This window comes from Oscillibacter hominis (genome assembly GCF_014334055.1).
Taxonomy (GTDB): domain Bacteria; phylum Bacillota; class Clostridia; order Oscillospirales; family Oscillospiraceae; genus Oscillibacter; species Oscillibacter hominis.
Genome location: NZ_CP060490.1, coordinates 969,040 through 986,239 on the forward strand (window position 1 = coordinate 969,040; position 17,200 = coordinate 986,239).

The 17,200-nt window shown below is 55.1% G+C and carries 18 protein-coding genes, 1 tRNA gene and 1 other annotated feature (1 of these 20 cut by a window edge); of the genes, 9 read left to right on the forward strand and 10 right to left on the reverse strand.

Features of this window, described 5'->3' with window-relative positions; translation table 11 throughout:
* Positions 1-8, forward strand: a binding site (T-box leader) (it extends 224 nt beyond the left edge of the window).
* Between the two features lie 60 nt (positions 9-68).
* Together leuS and rpsU are read left to right on the forward strand one after the other, a co-directional pair.
* On the forward strand, positions 69-2,492 hold the full coding sequence (gene leuS, locus H8790_RS04800) for a leucine--tRNA ligase (RefSeq protein WP_187333791.1): 2,424 nt from the start codon (positions 69-71) through the stop codon (positions 2,490-2,492).
* 293 nt (positions 2,493-2,785) lie between these two features.
* The gene (rpsU, locus tag H8790_RS04805) at positions 2,786-2,971 is read left to right on the forward strand and encodes a 30S ribosomal protein S21 (RefSeq protein WP_187333792.1); all 186 of its coding nucleotides are present in this window, start codon (positions 2,786-2,788) and stop codon (positions 2,969-2,971) included.
* Between the two features lie 78 nt (positions 2,972-3,049).
* Here rpsU and H8790_RS04810 read toward each other — a convergent pair whose 3' ends face one another.
* Positions 3,050-3,814: a glycoside hydrolase family 18 protein gene (locus H8790_RS04810; protein WP_187333793.1), complete on the reverse strand. Its 765-nt coding sequence runs from the start codon at positions 3,812-3,814 to the stop codon at positions 3,050-3,052.
* 72 nt (positions 3,815-3,886) lie between these two features.
* Here H8790_RS04810 and H8790_RS04815 point away from each other — a divergent pair, with 72 nt between their 5' ends.
* The 3 genes from H8790_RS04815 to H8790_RS04825 all read left to right on the forward strand — a co-directional run bounded on the left by H8790_RS04815 (position 3,887) and on the right by H8790_RS04825 (position 5,647).
* Complete coding sequence (locus H8790_RS04815) at positions 3,887-4,399, forward strand: YqeG family HAD IIIA-type phosphatase (protein WP_187333794.1); 513 nt, start codon at positions 3,887-3,889, stop codon at positions 4,397-4,399.
* 195 nt (positions 4,400-4,594) lie between these two features.
* Positions 4,595-5,164 (forward strand): elongation factor P, encoded by a 570-nt coding sequence (gene efp / locus H8790_RS04820; protein ID WP_187333795.1) that lies wholly within the window; start codon positions 4,595-4,597, stop codon positions 5,162-5,164.
* Positions 5,165-5,245: 81 nt separating this feature from the next.
* Positions 5,246-5,647 carry a CD1247 N-terminal domain-containing protein gene (locus H8790_RS04825; RefSeq protein ID WP_187333796.1) on the forward strand — a complete coding sequence of 134 codons (402 nt, stop codon included), beginning with the start codon at positions 5,246-5,248 and terminating at the stop codon, positions 5,645-5,647.
* 83 nt (positions 5,648-5,730) lie between these two features.
* On the opposite strand, the gene H8790_RS04830 is transcribed toward H8790_RS04825, so the two are convergent.
* Both H8790_RS04830 and H8790_RS04835 read right to left on the reverse strand, forming a co-directional pair.
* Entirely contained in the window at positions 5,731-6,462 is a 732-nt protein-coding gene (locus H8790_RS04830; RefSeq protein WP_187333797.1) for a class I SAM-dependent methyltransferase, read from the reverse strand.
* Positions 6,459-7,316: a BadF/BadG/BcrA/BcrD ATPase family protein gene (locus H8790_RS04835; protein WP_187333798.1), complete on the reverse strand. Its 858-nt coding sequence runs from the start codon at positions 7,314-7,316 to the stop codon at positions 6,459-6,461. The genes H8790_RS04830 and H8790_RS04835 overlap by 4 nt, the downstream gene beginning before the upstream one ends.
* A 189-nt stretch (positions 7,317-7,505) precedes the next feature.
* On the opposite strand from H8790_RS04835, the gene H8790_RS04840 reads away from it, so the two are divergent.
* The 3 genes from H8790_RS04840 to H8790_RS04850 all read left to right on the forward strand — a co-directional run bounded on the left by H8790_RS04840 (position 7,506) and on the right by H8790_RS04850 (position 11,618).
* Positions 7,506-8,954, forward strand: a complete 1,449-nt coding sequence (locus H8790_RS04840; RefSeq protein ID WP_187333799.1) for a nicotinate phosphoribosyltransferase — start codon at positions 7,506-7,508, stop codon at positions 8,952-8,954.
* A 216-nt stretch (positions 8,955-9,170) separates the two neighbouring features.
* Positions 9,171-10,745 (forward strand): cardiolipin synthase, encoded by a 1,575-nt coding sequence (gene cls / locus H8790_RS04845; RefSeq protein WP_187333800.1) that lies wholly within the window; start codon positions 9,171-9,173, stop codon positions 10,743-10,745.
* 15 nt (positions 10,746-10,760) lie between these two features.
* The gene (locus tag H8790_RS04850) at positions 10,761-11,618 is read left to right on the forward strand and encodes a tRNA 2-thiocytidine biosynthesis TtcA family protein (protein ID WP_187333801.1); all 858 of its coding nucleotides are present in this window, start codon (positions 10,761-10,763) and stop codon (positions 11,616-11,618) included.
* Between the two features lie 13 nt (positions 11,619-11,631).
* Here H8790_RS04850 and H8790_RS04855 read toward each other — a convergent pair whose 3' ends face one another.
* Positions 11,632-11,796 carry a hypothetical protein gene (locus H8790_RS04855; RefSeq protein ID WP_187333802.1) on the reverse strand — a complete coding sequence of 55 codons (165 nt, stop codon included), beginning with the start codon at positions 11,794-11,796 and terminating at the stop codon, positions 11,632-11,634.
* Positions 11,797-11,947: 151 nt separating this feature from the next.
* Between H8790_RS04855 and H8790_RS04860 the strand changes: the two genes are divergently transcribed.
* Positions 11,948-12,021, forward strand: a tRNA-Gln gene (locus H8790_RS04860).
* 150 nt (positions 12,022-12,171) lie between these two features.
* Here the strand turns inward: H8790_RS04860 and H8790_RS04865 are convergent.
* The 6 genes from H8790_RS04865 to H8790_RS04890 form a co-directional block, all read right to left on the reverse strand.
* A complete protein-coding gene (locus H8790_RS04865) occupies positions 12,172-12,795 on the reverse strand; it encodes a DUF1847 domain-containing protein (RefSeq protein ID WP_187333803.1) in 624 nt (207 codons plus the stop codon).
* Between the two features lie 21 nt (positions 12,796-12,816).
* On the reverse strand, positions 12,817-13,992 hold the full coding sequence (locus H8790_RS04870) for a MalY/PatB family protein (RefSeq protein WP_187333804.1): 1,176 nt from the start codon (positions 13,990-13,992) through the stop codon (positions 12,817-12,819).
* A gap of 3 nt (positions 13,993-13,995) precedes the next feature.
* The gene (locus tag H8790_RS04875) at positions 13,996-14,739 is read right to left on the reverse strand and encodes an amino acid ABC transporter ATP-binding protein (RefSeq protein WP_187333805.1); all 744 of its coding nucleotides are present in this window, start codon (positions 14,737-14,739) and stop codon (positions 13,996-13,998) included.
* Positions 14,736-15,410, reverse strand: coding sequence for an amino acid ABC transporter permease (locus H8790_RS04880; protein ID WP_187333806.1), 675 nt, complete (start codon positions 15,408-15,410; stop codon positions 14,736-14,738). The genes H8790_RS04875 and H8790_RS04880 overlap by 4 nt, the downstream gene beginning before the upstream one ends.
* Positions 15,411-15,483: 73 nt before the next feature.
* On the reverse strand, positions 15,484-16,335 hold the full coding sequence (locus H8790_RS04885) for a transporter substrate-binding domain-containing protein (RefSeq protein WP_187333807.1): 852 nt from the start codon (positions 16,333-16,335) through the stop codon (positions 15,484-15,486).
* A gap of 258 nt (positions 16,336-16,593) precedes the next feature.
* Positions 16,594-17,193: an ImmA/IrrE family metallo-endopeptidase gene (locus H8790_RS04890; RefSeq protein WP_187333808.1), complete on the reverse strand. Its 600-nt coding sequence runs from the start codon at positions 17,191-17,193 to the stop codon at positions 16,594-16,596.
* Between the last annotated feature and the right edge of the window lie 7 nt (positions 17,194-17,200).

A 17,200-nucleotide genomic window follows, 5' to 3' on the forward strand; every position in this document is an offset into this window, starting at 1 on the left:
CCCCTGACCAAACGGTCAGGGGCGTTTTATTTCAGAGAAAACTTTCATGAATATGAGGGAGAAGCGCAATGAAATACGATTTCACAGCGATTGAGAAAAAGTGGCAGGAGAAGTGGCTGAAGGAAAAGACCTTCGCCGCGGTCAACGGCGATGCCTCCCGGCCCAAGTTCTACGGCCTGGTGGAATTCCCCTACCCCTCCGGCCAGGGGCTCCATGTGGGACATGCCCGGCCCTACACCGCTATGGATGTGGTGGCCCGGAAAAAGCGGATGGACGGCTACAACGTCCTCTTTCCCATCGGCTACGACGCCTTTGGCCTGCCCACGGAGAACTACGCGGTCAAAAACCACATCCATCCCGCCAAAGTGACCCACGACAATGTGGCAAACTTCCGCAAGCAGCTCCAGATGCTGGGCTATTCCTTTGACTGGGACCGGGAGGTCAACACCACCGACCCGGACTACTACAAGTGGACCCAGTGGATTTTCCTCCAGCTCTATAAGAAGGGCCTGGCCTATAAGGCCTCCATGCCCGTGAACTGGTGCACCTCCTGCAAAATCGTCCTGGCCAACGAAGAAGTGGTGGAGGGCGTGTGCGAGCGCTGCGGCGGCGAGGTCATCCGCAAGGAGAAGAGCCAGTGGATGCTGGCCATCACCAAGTACGCCGACCGCCTGATCGACGATCTGGACGGCCTGGACTTCATCGAGCGGGTCAAGATCCAGCAGAAGAACTGGATCGGCCGCAGCGAGGGCACCGAGGTGGACTTTACCACCACCTCCGGCGACACCATGACCGTCTACACCACCCGCTGCGACACCCTCTTCGGCGTCACCTACATGGTGCTCTCCCCGGAGCACCCCTTCCTGGAAAAGTGGAAGGACCAGCTGAAGAACTGGAAGGAAGTGGAGGCTTACCGGGAGGAGGCCGCCCGTAAGTCCGACTTTGAGCGCAGTGAGCTCAACAAGGAAAAGACCGGCGTGCGCCTTCAAGGCGTGGCAGCGGTCAATCCGGTGAACAACACCGAAATCCCCATCTATGTCTCCGATTACGTGCTGATGAGCTACGGCACCGGCGCCGTGATGGGCGTGCCTGGCCACGACCAGCGCGACTGGGAGTTTGCCACCAAGTTCGGCATCCCCATCGTGGAGGTGGTGAAGGGCGGCGATGTCACCAAGGAGGCCTTTGCGCTGAAGGACGATACCGGCATCATGGTCAATTCCGGATTTTTGAACGGCTTGACGGTGAAGCAGGCCATCCCCGCCATGAAGGAGTGGGTTACCAAGCAGGGCATCGGCCATCCCAAGACCAATTACAAGCTCCGGGACTGGGTCTTCTCCCGCCAGCGCTACTGGGGCGAACCCATCCCCCTGGTCAACTGCCCCAAGTGCGGCTGGGTGCCCCTGCCGGAGACGGAGCTGCCGCTGCTGCTGCCGGAGGTGGATTCCTATGAGGTCACCGACACCGGCGAGAGCCCTCTGGCCAAGATGACCGACTGGGTCAATACCACCTGCCCCTGCTGCGGCGGGCCGGCCAAGCGGGAAACGGACACCATGCCCCAGTGGGCCGGGTCCAGCTGGTATTTCCTGCGCTATATGGATCCCCACAACGATAAGGCCCTGGCCTCCAAGGAGGCGCTGGACTATTGGTCCCCCGTGGACTGGTACAACGGCGGCATGGAGCACACCACGCTGCATCTGCTCTACAGCCGCTTCTGGCACAAGTTCCTCTACGACATTGGCGTGGCGCCCACCTGCGAGCCCTATGCCAAGCGCACCAGCCACGGCATGATCCTGGGTGAGGGCGGCGAAAAGATGTCCAAGTCCAGGGGCAATGTGGTGAATCCCAACGACATTGTGGATCAGTTCGGCGCCGACACCATGCGCACCTATATCATGTTTATCGGCGACTTTGAAAAGGCCGCGGCCTGGTCCACCCAGGCGGTGAAGGGCTGCAAGCGCTTTTTGGACCGCGTGTGGAACCTGGCCGAGGCGTGCACCGATTCTCTGGAGCACACGCCCAAGCACGAGGCCGCGATCCACAAGGCCATTAAGAAGGTCTCCGACGACATCGAGGCTATGAAGTTCAACACCGCCATCGCGGCGATGATGGCGCTGGTCAACGACTTCTACGCCGACGGCTGCACCAGAGGCGACGTGAAGACGCTGCTGCTGCTCCTCTCTCCCTTTGCGCCCCACATGGCGGAGGAGATGTGGGAGAACCTGGGCTTTGCTGCCGCCGAGGGCAAAATGGCCTGCCAGATGCCCTGGCCCACCTATGACGCCGCGAAGACCGTGGCTGCCTCGGTGGAGATGGCGGTGCAGGTCAACGGCAAGCTCAAAGGCACGGTGATCGTGCCCACCGACAGCGAAGAGCAGGATGTGGTGAACGCGGCCCTTGCTGTGGAGCGGGTGGCCAAGGCCGTGGAAAACGGAACGATCGTAAAGACCATCTTGGTGAAAAACAAGCTGGTCAACCTGATCGTCAAGGGATAAGGTACGTCCGGCCGGAGCGTCCAGAGCCTCCGGCCGGATGATTTTTTTCCGATCAGGCATACTAAAGGGAGCTGGATACAAGATCAGATTGATGGGAATTTGAACTACTTGTCCTGTTCAAGACCGTTTGGTGTAATCGACGGGGGTTTCCGTCCACACGTATCTACAACAGGAACAATTTGAACTTCCTCTTGACAAGCGTCCCGCAAACAGGTATAATGCATTCGTTAAAGCCATAGATTATGGCCCTTAAAGTGTCGAGTACTCGGCATTCTGGAGGGAGGGAAATATAAATGTCTGAAGTCCATGTGAAGGAAAATGAATCGATTGACAGCGCGTTGAAGCGGTTTAAGCGCAGCTGCGCAAAGGCCGGCGTTCTGGCGGAAGTCCGCAAGAGAGAGCACTATGAGAGCCCCAGCGTGAAGCGTCGCAAGAAGTCTGAGGCAGCCCGTAAAAATCGGAATAAGAAGTTTTATTAATAGGGAAAGAGGTCTGCAAAAGCGCAGACCTCTTTTTTCTCTTTTCCCCAATATGGACCTGCCGGGAGATGCTGATGCCTATTTCCCCGTTTTGGAAGAGGGCTGGCTGAAGAGTGCGGGAAGTAGGTCTGCCACCTCGGGATACATGAGGAACGCGGTGTTGACCCCCAATTTTTTGCCGATCTGGAGTTTCCGGCGCAACGTGTCTGCATCGTCATAGAGGACAAAGTGGGTTTCTCCCCCCTGAACGCAGGTGAAATACCGGGCGGCCAGGGAGGGGGAGTAGAAGACGGACTGGCCTCTTGAAAGCACGGCAAAGGACTCAGCGGTCAGCGGCGTGCCCTCTCCGGTGGGAGCGGGGAGCGGGAAGTCCATCCGCAGGCGCTGCAAATCCATGGCGATGCTCCCCTGGCGCACCTTATCCTCCAGATAGGTTTGAAAGTCCCCGCCAGAGATGGCGGTGGTGATCAGCGTGACGGCGCCCGGCATGCGGTAGGCCTCCGGCACATAGAGCATACGCTGGTTTTGCTTTAGCATCTCCTGGAGACGGGCCAGGAACTGCAGCCGGTCCTGAGTGGGGTTTGCTTCAAAGTCGGCCACAACGCCGCTGTAGCCCCTCCGGTAGCACTCCCGGACGACCGCGCTGGCCAGCCGCTGCGCTGAGGTGATGGTGGGTGCGTCTAAGTCGCTGAGGGACAGGAGGCCGCCTCTGGTCTGGATCAGCAGATTGCTGTAGAGCAGCGTGGACTCCGGGCCAATGCGGTAGGCCACATGGGCAAAGTTTCGATAGTAGGCTGAGGCAGGCCGGATTTGCTCCGGCGTGCAAGAAAGATACAGCTGCAAAGGATCTCCCCCTTGTGGAAGCGTTTGGAAACTGATATACTGATAGCAAGATATGCGAAAGAGGAACAGAACATGAGTTTTTCTCTGGTGCCGGATGCGGTCTTTGATCATTTTTCCCAGATCGCGCCGGATGAGCTGAAGCGGCGCGGGATCACGCTGCTGCTTTCCGACCTGGACTACACGCTGGCGGCCAAGTCCACCCGGCAGCCGGGGGAGGAGGTCAGGCAGTGGATCGACGCCCTCCATGGGGCGGGGGTCCAGTTGATGATTGTCTCCAACAACCGCTCCGGCCGGCGGGTCAACGAATTCTGTGCCGAGTTGGGCGTGCCCTATCAGGGCCATGCCAGGAAGCCGTCGCCTCGGGGACTCTACGCCGCCATGGAGCGCTCCGGAGCCTCCCGTGCATGCACCGCCATGCTGGGCGACAAGCTGCTGACAGACGTGCTGGCCGCCAACCGTGCCGGCGTCATCGCACTGATGGTGGAGCCTGTGGGCGGGGCGGTGACGCTGTGGCAGAAGGTACTTCATGCCATGCAGGAGCCTTTTAAGCGCCGCTGCCGGGCCGATCTGCGCCGGGAAAGATAGATACCGCAAATGGGCAAGCAGAATGCCGGTACATTACAATTGGAAAGTTTTTTCGGCTTTTCCCACGGAAATACTTGCAATGGGCGTAGAATTGGGATAAAATATCATAGGCTATTTTTGCTTACACTTTTTTGAAATAGAGAAAATAATCGCAGAGCAGGTTGTTTTCTCATATTCGTTTGAGGAGGAAAAAATATGGCAACAATTACTGCCGGCGATTTTAGAAATGGTGTCACCTTTGAGATGGACGGCAAGATCATGACCGTGGTGGAGTTCCAGCACGTAAAGCCCGGCAAGGGCGCGGCCTTTGTCCGTACCAAGATGAAGAATGTGGTGACCGGCGCGGTCACCGAGACTTCCTTCAACCCCACCGCAAAGTTTGAGCAGGCCTTTGTGGAGCGCAAGGACGCCGAGTACAGCTACAACGACGGCGACCTGTACTACTTCATGGACCCCGAGACCTTTGATATGGTTCCCCTGAACCGTGACGTCCTGGGCGATGCCTTCCGCTTTGTCAAGGAGAACACTGTCTGCAAGCTGCAGTCCTATAAGGGCAGCGTGTTCGGCGTGGAAGTGCCCAACTTTATGGATCTGGAAGTAACGGAGACTGAGCCTGGCTTCAAGGGCGACACCGCCACCAACGTGACCAAGCCCGCCACGTTGGAGACCGGAGCGGAGATCAAGGTGCCCCTGTTTATCAATGTGGGCGACAAGATCACCATCGATACCCGCACCGGCGAGTATATGTCCCGCTGCAAGGACTAATTTAGTTCGCTCCGGCGTTTGCCGGAAAATAGCTATCCGGCGCGGAATCCTCTGCGCCACGGCTTTGAAAGGAGCTGCAACATGAATATTTCTGAAAAGGTTTCCTACCTGAAGGGCCTGGCCGAGGGCCTGGCGCTGGACGCGGAGTCCAAAGAGGGCAAGCTGATTTCCGTCATCATCGACATCCTGGACGACATTGCGCTGGAGATCGACGACATGCAGGAGGAGCAGTGCGACCTGGAGGATGGCCTGGACGCCGTCAGCGACGATCTGGCCGATCTGGAGAGCTTGGTCTACGAGGAAGAGGACGACGAGGAAGAGGAAGACGAGGAGTGCTACGAGACCGTCTGCCCCAACTGCGAAGAGGCCATCTATTTTGACGACTCCATCCTGGAAGAGGGCGAGGTCATCTGCCCCAACTGCGGCGAAAAGCTGGAGTTTGATTTGAGCGACCTGGCCAACGAGGAAAAAGAGGAAGAATAACTTCCCCGCGCAGCGAATTAGGGATTGCTGTTTTTTAGAAAAAGCTGAAAAAAGGCCGCTCCCCAAAACCGGGAGCGGTCTTTTTACTGTTTTTGCGCTGAGACAAGAAGCATCATGGGCCGGCGCAGTTCATCCCGCATTCCGGGGAGGTCCAGCATCTCCTCCGGCGGCTGAGGCTCCACCACGTGACGGAGCAGGAAGCCGACGGACAAAAGGGGTTCCAGATAGGAGGTCAGCGTCCGGTGGTATTTGATGACTGGTTCCCCCAGGAAAACCGCTTTGCGCGCGCCCTCTTCAAAGTAGCGGTCCACCGGAAAATGGAGAATCTCCCCCTCAGGCCCGTAATACCAGTCCTGGGAGCCATAGGCGGTGAAGACCGGGTGTTCCGCCGAGAAGAGGAAGGCGCCTCCCGGGGTGAGCCAGCGGTGGACGCGCTGTACCAAACTCGAAAAATCCTCCACATAGTGAAAGGCCAGCGAGCTGATCACTACATCGAAGCTCCCGGCAGGGAAGTCCAGGTCCTCCATGGCCGCCCGGCGGTAGGTGACTGCCGGAGAGGCATTTTTTTCCCGGGCCACTTCCAACATCCGCTCCGAGAGGTCGATGCCCAATACAGAACCGGCGCCCCGGTCCGCAGTGTAGGTGCAGTGCCAGCCGTAGCCGCAGCCCAGGTCCAGGACCCGCTTGCCGGAGAAGTCCGGCAACAGTTTTTGCAGCGCAGGCCATTCGCCGGCGCCGCTGAGGCCTTGGGTGGAGCGGGTCATATGGCTGTACTTTTCAAAAAACTGAGGGTCGTCGTATTTGTTCTCTTTCATAAAGTTCCTTTTCCTGCCGCGGCGATGTTACTTTCTATGCTGCAAAGCCCGGCGCCAATGGCTGTGGCAAATGTGGCGTTTTCCGGGATGATGTAGCGGATGTCATAGAGCCGGTGGAAAATCTGGAAAGTCGGCTCCACCTGGGGAAGGGTGGTCATGGAGCCGGTCAGGATCACCGTGCGGGTGCCGCAGCCGGTACAGGCCAGCATGGACATGGTGCCGATGGCCTGGAGCACCAGGTTCACCGCGCCTGCCGCCAAATCCGCGGGTGTGGCGTCCTCCGCCAGGTTGCCAAAATTGGCAGCCGTCATGTCCGGGTGGAGAGAGGACTCGGCGTCCCGGGAGATATCCTGTATGGTCAGGTCCACCTTGCCTAAATCGCCGTCCTGGGCAAGCTTTTTGATCTGCCCAAAGCGTTCCATGCCCACTAACTTGTGGCACAGTCCGCCCAAGGTGCCGCCGCCAATGCCGCTTCCGCCGATGTGACGGACTTCCCCTGTCCGATTGGCGCAGATGAAGGCGGTTCCGGTGCCCATGGACACCACAAGGGCGGACTCCTGGCCGGACAGCGCCAGAGCACCCAGGCCGCAGGCCGTAAATTCACTGACCGCCCGGGTGGGGATTCCGTAGATATTGCCGTCCACATAGGAGGCACCCACGCCGGTGAGGGCAATGTGGGATACGTCCTGAAGACTCAGCTGATTGCTTTTTAAGTAATTGCCCAACGCGCCATAGAGGGAGGTCAGTTGGTCTTCCGCCCGTACACGGAGCATGGACAGTACCGTTCCATCCTGCCGGAGTCCCACGATCTTGGTGGTGGAGCCTCCGATGTCGATTCCCAAAATCACACTCATTCCGGTTCCTTTCCGGGGTCTTGCCCCATGGAAGAATTGTCCTCCCTAAGAATAGGCGACTTCACCAGTAAAGTCAATGTTATTTGATAAATTATTGGCAAAGAATGATTGATTTTGTGCAAAAGATGGACTATACTCTGAATGGAGCCCTGCAAAAGGGCAATACATGAGAAATCTGAGGGACGGGAAATGAAAACCGACGAGAAGCTGAACATGACTATGCTCTGTGACTTTTATGAGCTGACCATGGGCAACGGATATTTTCAAAACGGCTTAAAGGACCGCATCACCTATTTTGACGTATTTTTCCGCAATGTGCCCGACGGCGGCGGCTTTGCCATAGCGGCCGGGCTGGAACAGCTGGTGGAATACATCCAGGACCTGCATTTCTCTGAGGAGGACATCCAGTACCTCAGAGGGAAGAATCTCTTTTCTGAAGAGTTTTTGGAGTATCTGCGCCACTTCCATTTTACCGGCGACATCTATGCCGTGCCGGAGGGAACGCCCATCTTCCCCCAGGAGCCCATTGTCACTGTGCGGGCGCCGGCCATTGAGGCCCAGTTGATTGAGACGTTCACCCTGCTGGCCATCAACCACCAGAGCCTGATTGCCACCAAGGCAAACCGCATTGTCCGGGCTGCCCGCGGCCGTACAGTGCTGGAGTTCGGCTCCCGCAGGGCCCAGGGCGCGGACGGCGCTGTCACCGGCGCCAGAGCCGCCTATATCGGCGGCTGCGGCGGTACGGCCTGCACCATCTCTGATGAGCTGTTCGGCGTCCCTGCCGGCGGTACCATGGCCCACGCCTGGGTGCAGATGTTTGACAGCCAGTACGAGGCCTTCAAGACCTACTGTGAGATTTATCCCCATAATGTGGTGCTGCTGGTGGATACCTACAACACCCTCAAGTCCGGCATCCCCGACGCCATCCGGGCGTTCAACGACGTACTCAAGCCCATGGGGATTACCAAGTGCGGCATCCGTCTGGACTCCGGCGATATGGCCTATCTGACCCGCAAGGCCCGCCAGATGCTGGATGAGGCGGGCTGGACGGAGTGCACCATCACAGTATCCAACTCCTTAGATGAGTATCTGATCCAGGATCTGCTGCTTCAGGATGCCAAGATCGACCAGTTCGGCGTGGGCGAGCGGATGATCACCGCCCGCAGCGAGCCGGTGTTCGGCGGCGTCTACAAGCTGGCTGCCATTGAGGATGAGCAGGGGAACATCATTCCGAAGATCAAGGTCAGCGAAAACGTGGGCAAGATCACCAATCCCCACTTCAAAAAGACCTACCGGCTGTTCAACCGCTGCACCGGAAAGGCCATCGCCGACTACATCTGCGTCCACGATGAAGTGGTGGATGACACCAAGCCGCTGCTGCTGTTCGACCCCAACGCCACCTGGAAGAAGAAAACCGTGATGAACTATGAGGCCCGTCCGCTTCAGGTACAGGTGTTCCGGAAGGGAGAGCTGGTCTACGACCTGCCCAAGTTGGAGGATATACGCACCTACTGTGCCCAGCAAGTGGACACGCTGTGGGAGGAAGTGCGCCGTTTTGACAATCCTCACACCTTCTATGTGGACCTGTCTCCGCGCCTGTTCGGAATTAAGCAAAACCTGCTGCAGCAAAATGGATAAAAAGCAGCCGTCTTCCCGGACTACGGGAGGGCGGCTGTCCCTGTTCAGGGCGGGCCATATCGTTGCTTGGGTTAAAATTTGCCAAGGCGGATAGACTGAACCAGAGTACATTTGTCGGAATGAAGGTTGCGCCTCAGCGGCATCCTATTATATAATAGCACAAAGCAATGTGAGTTTTGACGTGAGTGAAATCAGGGAAAAGGGGGCGGATCCGGAATGAAAAAAGCAGACGGAGTCGTAAAAAAAGGAAACAAGCGGCAAAGGGTGGAGCGCCATATCTCCGCCGCGCTGCGGATTCTGATGGTCTGCCTCACGCTGCTGCTGCAGATTGCCGTGGTCCTGGGGCTGGCTTTTGCCACCAAGCGCTACTCCACAGTGATCTATCTGGCCATGGAGCTGATCGCCCTGATCTGTGCGGTGGGGGTGCTGAACCGGGGCGGGAGCCCCTCCTATAAGATCAGCTGGATTTTACTGATCCTGGCTGTGCCTGTGGCGGGCATGATCCTCTATGTCCTCTGGGGCGGCACCCACCAGGCAAAGCAGCTGAGCCTCAAATATGTGCCCTTGCCGGTGGAGCGCCAGAGCGCCCGTATGGAGAGCAGCAACAATATCGTCCGCCTGTCCAAAACCCTTCCCACCTGGGAGCGGCTGGCCACTTATTTGGAAAAGAGGGGGTTTCTCCTCTACCGCAACACGGAGGTCCGCTATTTTCGGGAAGGCGCTGACTTCTTCGCGGATTTGATCACCACCATGGAAAAGGCCCAGAATTATATCTTCCTGGAATACTATATCCTGGCGGAGGGGAAGCTCTGGGATCGGATATTTGAAGTGCTCCGCCAGCGTTCTGCGGCAGGGGTGGAGATCAAAATCATCTTTGACGATTTCGGGAACATCACCCGGTTGTCCGACGCCATGCTCCAGCAGATCCAGGACGCGGGCATTCAGGTTCAGATTTTCAATCCGGTCCACAAATACGTCAACCGCCTGTATTTCAACTACCGGGATCACCGGAAAATCGCTGTCATAGACGGCAGCAGCGCTTATACCGGCGGGCTGAACATCGCCGATGAATACGCCAACATCATCAACCGCTTGGGCCACTGGAAGGACACCGGCATCTGCCTGAGAGGGGAGGGCGCCTGGGGCCTTGCCTCCCAATTTGCCCATATGTGGGAGATGCTGGGCGGCACACTGGATAATGAGCACGACTACTACCGCCCGGAATCCACCGTCCAGGGCAGTGGATTTTGCCAGTGCGTCTGTGACGGGCCCATGAACAATCCGGATAACCCGGCCGAGGAGACTTATCTGCAGCTGATCTCCAACGCCCGGCGTTTCCTCTATATGACCACGCCTTATCTGGCCATTGAGGAGTCCATGGTCAAGGCGCTGTGTATTGCCGGGGACGGAGGGGTGGATGTGCGGCTGATGGTTCCGGCCATTCCGGATCACAAGTTTACCTACCTGGTGGCAGAGACCTACTATGGCCAGCTGATGGCCCACGGGGTGAAGATTTATAAATACTCACCGGGTTTCCTCCACTCCAAGACTGTGATGGTGGACCGGGAGGTTGCGCTGGTGGGGTCCATCAACATGGATTACCGCAGCTTCCAGCTCCACTATGAGTGCGGTGTCCTGATTTATGACATGCCGGCGGTGGAAGAGATTTTTGAGGATATGGACAACATTGTACAGGCCAGCGCCCAGTATACCCAGGAGGACTGGGATAAGCGCCCCTGGTACCGTAAGACGATGGAGACGGTGCTGAAGCTGTTTGCCATCTGGATGTAAAAGAGGAGGAAGGCCATGGCCCGGGACCTGACGGCGGCGGAGACCGCCCAGCGCAGCATCATCAAGAAATATAGAAGGGTGCTGTGGAACCCCTTTATCGCGGCGGTCAAGCGCTATGAGCTCATTTCTCCGGGCGACCGGATTGCCGTGTGTATCTCCGGAGGCAAGGACTCCATGCTGCTGGCAAAGCTGATGCAGGAGCTGCAAAACCATACGGTGGCGCCCTTTGAACTGGCCTTCCTGGTGATGGACCCGGGCTACCGGAGAGAGAACCGGGAGCAGATCGAATCCAACGCCAAGCTGCTGGATATCCCCGTCACCATTTTTGAAAGTGATATTTTTGACGTGACCGCCGTGGTGGAAAAAAACCCCTGCTACCTCTGCGCCAGGATGCGCCGCGGGACGCTCTACAGCCGGGCCAGGGAGTTGGGCTGCAACAAGATCGCCCTGGGCCACCATTTCAATGACGTGATCGAAACCACGCTGATGGGGCTGCTGTACGGTTCCCAAATCCAGGCTATGCTGCCCAAGCTCCACAGCAAGAACTTTCCAGGCATGGAACTGATCCGGCCGCTGTACTGCGTTCATGAGGAGGACATCATTGCCTGGAAGAATTACAACCATCTGGAGTTCATCCAGTGTGCCTGCCGGCTGACAGAGAACCGGACCGTGGAGGAGGACGGTGCCAGCAATTCCAAGCGCCAGGAGATGAAGGAACTGATTTCCCGCCTGCGTAAAATCAACCCCAATGTGGAAAAAAGCATTTTTCAGGCCATCCACGGCGTGCAGTTGGACACCATGGTAGGCTATAAGGCCGGCGGAGTGCTCCACTCCTTCTTAGACGAATATGAAAAGAGGGGGCAGCCTCGGTAAGGCTGCCCCTTTTTTACATAATGTGCTCTTCGCAGAAATTGTCCAGAACGCGAAACCCCATCTCTTCGCGGTCCGCCACAGGGAACAGGGCAATGCTGACGCTGTCAAAGGCCGGGCACAACCGTTCTTCCGGATCAAGGCGCAGAGCGGGCAGGTCCTTTGGTCGGTGCTTTTCCATTTGCGATCACCCCGAAGTTAGCCTTTGCCGCATGCTGTCGGTTATGCGGGGAGATCCATGGTATCGTGGAAAAAATTTGGGAATTGCAGTAATTTTCTATTGACAAATCGGAAATAACGAGTATAATATAATCTGTTCGTGGCGTGAATACAGCGGGTTTGTGTAATGGTAGCACACCGGACTCTGACTCCGTTTGTGAGGGTTCGAATCCTTCACCCGCTGCCACGGGAAATCCCCGGAATCATTACGATTCCGGGGATTTTTATTTTTATTGGCGCAAAATGATGTAAAAGAGCAAGAAGTGTGGCGTTCCATTTAAAAAGAAAGCCGGAGGGAAACACTCCAGCCAGCTTTCTTTTTCACAAGAAGGGCAAATTATTTATAGAGCTTGTCATGGTAATAGCCCTGCGCCAGATAAATGGGCGCCAACGGATTGTGCCCGGTGACCCGGTCCTTGACCGCCAAAATGGTGACAGGCGCTTCAAGATACTTGAGTGCCAGTGTATCGTGGCCCACACAAAGTCCTAAAAGGAGATTGAAGTCAGTCCCCTCAGCATTCATCGCCATGGCCTGCCCAATTGGATTGCACATGATCTCATCACTGCACCCGACAATCTTTTGATCATCGCTGATCCCTACAAAGCTCTTGGGGAAGGCGCCATTTTTGCATATGACGGACACAACCTCCAATCCGCGATGCTCCAAGATTTTCTGGACTTCATTGGCTTCACGTATCAGACCCATGCAAAAAAGCAACCCGATTTTTCGGTATTGCATTTTTTCAATAAAGTCCAAAATTTCCTCAATTCGTGTCTTCTTTCCATATCCCTCCGCCTCGACCAGAGCGGCATTGTGCGCGATTTGATAGTTTTCTTCTTCCTGAAACGCTTGTCCGCATTTCTCCTGGAGTTCTTTTGACAGGCTGGGACATACCGCCAAGGTTTTGCTCAGATCCCCCTGCGTACATCCCTGCGCGCCACATTTTGCACATTGAAACATGATATTGCACCCTCCCGTTTTTTATGTTCTCCACGCTTTGTATCCGTTCTGGATTCGTTCCAACGCCTGCAGTAAAGTGGCTTTTTGTGTTGCAATGTTGATTCTTAAAAAGCCCTTTCCGGCCGCTCCGTACATACTGCCATCATTAAGACGCACGCCCCAGCCGGTGAACAGGTTCAGAAGCTCTTCCTGCGTCAGCCCCCAGGCCCGGCAGTCCAGCCACAGAAGGTAGGTGCCCTCCGGCTCTATCAGCTTAATCTCCGGCATGACCTCACTCAGGAAATCCCTTATTGTCCGGATGTTTTCCCACAAATAGTTGGTTTCCTGGTCCACATAGTCCTCGCACTCCGTATAGGCAGCTATGAGCGCCTCGGTTCCCATAAAATTATAATCAAAATGAAACTGATTGTAAACCCGGTCGTAGGCCTTCCGGAGTTCAGGATTGGGGAGCAACACATATGCGGAATAAAAGCCGGCCAGGTTGAACGTTTTACCGGGGCCGCTCATGACAATGGCATAGTCGTCTGCTCCGGGAATCGATAAGATGGGTAGAAATTTATGATCCCCATAGGTGATATCGCCGTGTATCTCATCGCTGACCAGTAGGACTTGATTCTCTTTGCAGATATTGCAGAGCCTGGACAGCTCCACCTCAGTCCAAACTCTCCCCACTGGATTGTGGGGATTACAAATTAGCAGTGCGCGTACCTCCGGGCGCTTTGCTTTCTCCTCCAGATCGCTCCAGTTGATCCCGTATCTCCCGGCTTGGAGCTGTAGATCGCTGCTGATGACCTTGCGGTCCATGTTTTCCGTTATGATCCGGAAATTGTGATAGACCGGTTCCTGAATGAGAACGGTGTCCCCGGGAGAGGTCAAAGCAAGAAGCAGCATCCACAAAGCGCCAGGCATAATCCCCTGGGCCGGCCGGATCACTGCAGGGTCAAGCACAAGACCGTGCCGCTTTTCATACCATCCCGCCACCGCCGACTGAAACCGTTTACGGGGAAATGCGCCGTATGCATAGACACCGAATTCGGCTTTTTGGCGGACTGCCCGTATCACCGGGTCTGGCGCCTTAAAGTCGGTATCCGCGACACCCAGCGGGATCAGCTCTCCACCTTTGCCCTCCACATCCCATTTATAAGAATCGCTCCCAATTCGGTTTACAGGCTCATCAAAATCGTAACGCTTGTCCATTTTCTATTTCACATCCTTGCAGTATGCCAAAAACTGTTTTGTTTTTTCTTCTTTGGCATCTGTGAATATTTGCTTGGGGGAGCCCTCTTCCACAATGTGCCCCTGGTCCATGTAGATGATCCGGTCAGCCACTTCCCGGGCGAACCCCATCTCATGGGTTACAATTACCATGGTTGTGTTATGCTCCCGGACAATATCCTTGATGACGCCCAGTACCTCTCCTACCAGATACGGATCCAGAGCGCTTGTGGGCTCATCCAAAAGCAGAACGTTGGGCTTTAGCGCCATTGCCCGACCGATTGCCACTCTCTGCTGCTGTCCGCCTGAGAGAGTAGAGGGATACGATTCAGCCTTATCGGCCAATCCCACTTTTTCCAAAATCTGCATGGCTTCCCTGCGCATTTCGTCCTTGCTTTTTTTCTGCACGATCTCCGGGGCCAGTGCAACGTTGTCCAAGATGGTCTTATTGCGGAACAGACAGAAATCCTGAAAAATCATCGCGCTTTGTTTTCTGAGCTGATAAACGTCTTTCCTGTGATACTTTTCCGCATCGATTTCCACATTGCCGATGCGAATCACTCCCTGGTCCGGTATCTCCAGGAAATTCAGGCAGCGAAGCAGCGTCGACTTTCCGGTTCCGGACGGACCGATGATTGCCGCTACCTCGCCCTCCTCGATCTCCAGATCGATGCCTTTCAAGACCTCGAGATCACCAAAGCTTTTCTTCAGTCCCTTTACACTGATCATGCTTTCCTCCCCTGTATGCTGAACCGTTTTTCCAAATACTTCTGCCCCAGACCGATCACCTTGGAAAGGCAGAAGTAGATCACAAACGCGTCCAGATATGCCTCAAAAAACCTGAATCCGGCATTTCCAACCAGTGACGCCTCCCCCATAATTTCCCGGACTCCCAAGGTAAATGCCATGGAGGAATTTTTCAGCAGCGCGATGAAATCATTTGCCAAAACCGGAACGGCCACCTTTGTCGCCTGGGGAAGGATGATGTGCCACATAACTTGTAAGTCCGTCATACCGACGGCGAGGCCTGCTTCTGTCTGCCCTCTGGGTACAGATTCCAACGCGGAGCGCATATTTTCCGTCGTGTAGGCGGAGGCGTTCAAGGCCAGTACCAAAATTGCGGCCGTAATCGGCTGCATCTCCCTGAACAGCGGGATGATCTGCGCCAGACCGTAATAAATAAAGAACATTTGAGTCAGCAGGGGAGTGCCTCGAAAAAGATCAATATAGGCATTTGCAATGGGCGTCAGTACTCTGATTTTATAGTAGCGGATGATTGTAATAAGAAGAGAAAAGACAAGCGTCGCCGCCATTGAGCAAATTGAAATCCACAGCGTTACATGGATATACGATAAAATAAGGGGCAACTTTTTCAACGCATAGAGTAAATCAATATTCATGTTCACTTTCTCCTGTGTTGGAACTAAAAGAGTGCCCGTTATCCTGAAACGAACACTCTTTTTGTAGTCCCTGTTAGATTAACGGCTCATATGCGGCCAAATCCATCTCAAGCCACTTTTCACTGAGCTCCTTCATGGCCCCGTCGTCAAGCATTTCCTGTGTTGCCTTGGAGAACAGCTCGCAGATTTTTGCAGAACGGGCGTCATCTTTTCTCCAGGGCAGTGCACAGGATGCGCTTTCCACTGTCGGGCACTCTGCCACCTCAAATCCCACACCCAGGGATTTTGCCTCGACAAATGCTGATACCGGAGATTTGTAGATGATATCCAGTCGTCCTAAGGCAAGATCATTGACATAGTTTTCATTGTTGTAGGCCACGATTTCAAAATCCAGGTTCTGATCTTTTTGCAGATTCTCCAATGCCAGAATAGAGTTGCCGCCTCCAGCGACACCGATCTTGTGACCCTCCAGATCCTTGTAGGTTTTGTAGAGGCTTCCGTCGCCCGTTCTCACAATGAAACGGTTTTCATCGTAAATGTACTCTCTCGAAAAAAGGTACTTTTCCTGCCGCTCCTCATTTGGGAAAATGCAGCAGGCATATGTATCAATCTTACCAGACTCAATCTGACCGAAAACACCGTCCCAGGGAACTGCTTTAAATTCGATTTCGAGCCCTGCACGCTCACCAATTTCCTGGATCATTTCTATCTCAAAGCCAGTGGGCTCTCCATTGTCATCCATATAATTAAACGGCGGGTAGGTGCCATCGATGCCAACCACTACTGTCCCGATCTCAATTTCCCCTGAAGAACTCCCGGATGCGCCGCCGGCCGAACTGCCTGAAGACGATCCGCCTGCCCCGCATGCGGCCAGGCTCAGAGCCATCATCCCAAACATGAGCAATGCCAAAACTTTTTTTTTCATATTTTCCTCCGTGTTGGTATATTTTGGAACCAACCAGTTCCAACTATGGATTATAGCAATAAATACGTATTCTGGGAAATTGTTTATACAGATGAAATAAAGCTATATGATTGCTTTTACCAAACATAATCTGCTGATTTACATCCCAATAGGGCACTGCAAAACGGACTGAGAAAGACACGGAGCTTTAGAATTTATGATTAAGGAGCGGTTTCGGAATATTCCGAAACCGCTCCTGTTTTGAAGTTTATTCAGTTGTCAGAACTTATTGGCCTCGATATAGGGCTGGAATTGGGTGAAGACACTGCGCTCCAAAGGAGAGCGCAGCCAGGCGTTTCGACGGCGCAGCAGCCGCATTCGCTGCGCTCGTACCTGCGCGGCATCCTCAGAGATGTCACACAAGCTGGCGATTTCCTCTGCCGTCTTTGCGCCGCAGCCCCATAGTACACAGGCGGGTGCCAAAAGGCGGGAGGCAAATACATTGGCATCCCGCTCCTTTTTCGGGTCCGCAGAGGACAGAAGCGCGCCTTGTGGACAGACATTATTTCCCGTGTGCCCCAACAGGATATGGCCGTACTCGTGGGCCACGGTAAAGCGGGTTCGGTGATGGCTGCAGCGGTCGTTGAAAAAGACCATCAACTGTCCGGAAGGCGCCTGAAGTGAAAAGCCGTCTGCGGCCAGATATGCTCCAAGGCCCGCTTCAATGATCGGTTCCCGGTTGACTGTATATTTGTAGAGACGGATCCCCAGGCGGTTTCCCAGTTCATTGACCTGCACCGGCAGAGAAGAGATTTGGCAGTCGATGAGACACTGCCAACTGGCATCTCTGGCATCGGTGTACTTTCCGTAGGAACTCATGTAAAGC